The following is a 2,911-nucleotide window of genomic DNA, read 5'->3' as shown; positions in this document are numbered from 1 at the left end:
CGATGATGACGCCGAATCACCGATCATCCTTTGGGAACAACGCGTCGAAGGCATGTTCCATCACGGACTTACGGCGGATCACACCGACGAGCCTGCCATCACCATCCACCACCGGCAGTTTCTTGAACTGCTTCTTGGCGAGGATTCGGGCCACCTCTCCAACATGCTGGTCGGGCGTGGCGGCAACGACCTTACGCGTGGCGATGTCCATCACCTTCTTGCCGGAGAGCGCCTGCACCTTGGAGGCCACGGTTTCGTCGTCGAACACCACCATCGTCGAACCGGTGCCGGTGGGAACCGTACGGGATTCATAGGTGGCAATCGATTTCAGGATATCGCCGTCGCTGACGAAGCCGACGAGCCTGCAATCGCCGTTCACCACGGGAAGGCTGGAGACGTTGAGGCGGATGAACTCGCGCACCACATGCGTGATGTCATCGCTGTCCAGGCAGCTGTAGGGCTGATCGTCCATAATCCCGCCGATGGACTGTTCCTGGGCCTGCTTGAACAGGGAGGCAGCGGGGGCCACGTATGCGCCGGCGTAGTGATGCTCGGCGGGCTGACCTTCAGTGGTTTCGACCGCGACTTCGGCGGAGGCTTGCGCCTCGTAGGCCTTGGCGTTGCGTGCTGCCTTCTCCTTGGCACGGCTGGTGACGGTGAAGATGCAGATGATCAGGGCGACCAGCGAGATGGCGGCGCACAGCAGGTAGGAGAACGCGATGCCGCTGGCCGTGGCGGACTTCACACCCTGGGACATGTGCGAGGCGGTCACGGATGTTTCTGCGGTGACCAGAAGCGAGGTCGCAATGGCTGCCGCGATCTGGCGGCCGGTGTTGGCGATGGCGTTGCCATGGGCGATCATGTCGTTCGGCAAAGCGTTGACGCCCCAAGTGTTGATCGGCATGTTGGCGATAGCCTGACCGGATGCCTGCAATGCGCAGAACACGGCGACAAACAGCACTGATGTCCTGGTGTTGATGGTGCCGAGAAGACCAAGAGAGATGGTCATGAGCGCAAGGCCGCCGATGCCCACGCCGCGCGGGCCGAATTTGTCGAATGCGGCACCGGCGACCGGACTCAGGATGATGCCGACCGCCGCGGCGGGCAGCATGACCATGCCGGTGACGGTGGCGGATTGGCCGAGCACATTCTGGATGAAGATAGGCAACGTCACGTTGGTTGCGGCGACTGCGGCGTTAATCAGAGTGACCAGAATCGCGGAGTTGCGGAAGTTGCGGGTGGCAAGGGTGTCAACGCGCAACAATGGCTCATCGAGCTTGACTTGCTTGTATACGAATGCGACGAAGGCCACAAGACCAACGACGATTGAGGTAATGACGACCGGACTGGCCCATCCCATCGTGGAAGCGGACGAGAAGCCATAGAGCAGGCCACCGAACGCGATGGTCGAAAGGATCACGGACAGGACGTTGAGCTTTGGGTTCTTCAACTCGCCGACGTTCTTGAGCATCATCGTGCCTCCGACAAGGATGACCAGTGCCACAATTGCGATGCCAATGAACATCGGGCGCCATCCGAAACTGTCAATCACCAGACCACCGACAACCGGGCCGATAGCCGGGCCGGCGGCCATGACGATACCGGCCATGCCCATGGCGGTGCCGCGCTTATCCGGCGGATAGACGAGCATCGGCACTACGGCGACCAATGGCAACAGCACGCCGGAGCCGGCGGATTGCAGTATGCGTCCGACGAGCAACAGCACGAAATTCGGCGCGACGGCACACAGCAGTGTGCCGACCATGAAAGTGGCAAGGGCTCCGGCGAAGAGCTTTCGGGTGGAGAATTTATCAATCAGATAGCCTGAAATCGGCACCATGATGCCCGATACCAGCATGTAGACGCTGGTCACCCACTGCACGGTGCCGGTGGTGATATTGAAATCACGCATCAGTGCCGGCAAGGCCGGTGACATGACGGTCTGGTTGAGCAGCGCAATGAACGAGCCGACGACGATCACACCCACGACGATGAATCGGGCGTGCGAATCAATAGGCTTTACGGAACTGGCGGCGGACCCGAATTCCGCGGTTTTCTGTGAGGTCACAGCATTTCCTTCTGTTGGTAACGGCATGTGTGGGCGATCCGGCCCCATACTTGTGTCAAGACGCGGGGACACCGATGAGTCCGGGGTAAAGGAAAAGCCGCCATCCGTTCCGCATTCATATACGGCAAACGATTCGCGGCTTTGCGTAAGTTGATGGCTATGGTGAGCGATTCATGCGACGTCGACCGCGGATGGGCCATCGGTGCATCCCGGCATAAGGCGTGTCCCCGCTACACCAGCATCGAAAAAAGGGACATTTGTGGATTGGCAAACAGAACATTGCCGACGAACGACCCACGGCAGGTGCGTGCGATGAACATCGCGTAGCGATACAGGTTCATGGCATCTCCTTGACGGGTCTTCGTACGGCAGACATCGAGAAGCCTATCATCATTCAGATTGACGGTGAAACCCACGCATGCCCGACAATACACAAAATCTTTACAAAAGGATTGGGCTTACCGCATACGATCCGCCTGGGTAGCGGTCCGAGGATGAATCAGGGGCGAGCCAAGGGTTGCGTCTCGTGTTTCCGTCATGATGTCTGGCAAAATAGTGAAGCCGGACATGCGAGGCATCGACCGGAATCGGAAAGGGGCAAATCATGCGAGTTCTCGGCAATATCCTGTGGATCATTCTTGGTGGGTTGGCCATCGCAATCGGATGGGCATTGGTGGGACTGATTCTGTGCATCTCCATCATCGGCATCCCGTTCGGCCTTCAAGCGTTCAAGATGGCGGGACTCACCCTGACGCCGTTTGGCAAAACCGTGCAATACGGCGGCGGAGTCGGCTCTGCCTTGGCCAACATCCTGTGGGTGGTGCTGGTCGGCTGGTGGATGGC

The 2,911-nt window shown here is 59.2% G+C and carries 2 protein-coding genes; one reads left to right on the top strand and one right to left on the bottom strand.

The window, feature by feature from the left end; all coding sequences use genetic code 11:
* Nucleotides 1-16 precede the first annotated feature (16 nt).
* A complete protein-coding gene (locus KSX58_RS10190; protein ID WP_217752132.1) occupies nt 17-2,068 on the bottom strand; it encodes an MDR family MFS transporter in 2,052 nt (683 codons plus the stop codon).
* A gap of 604 nt (nt 2,069-2,672) precedes the next feature.
* Here KSX58_RS10190 and KSX58_RS10180 point away from each other — a divergent pair.
* The coding region (locus KSX58_RS10180; protein WP_217752130.1) for a YccF domain-containing protein at nt 2,673-2,911 on the top strand (239 nt) is incomplete at its 3' end.

It is taken from the genome of Bifidobacterium sp. MSK.17.10 (assembly GCF_019129655.1).
Taxonomy (GTDB): Bacteria; Actinomycetota; Actinomycetes; order Actinomycetales; family Bifidobacteriaceae; genus Bifidobacterium; species Bifidobacterium adolescentis.
Note: the sequence above shows the minus strand (reverse complement) of the source record. Positions and strands in the feature narration are given on the sequence as shown.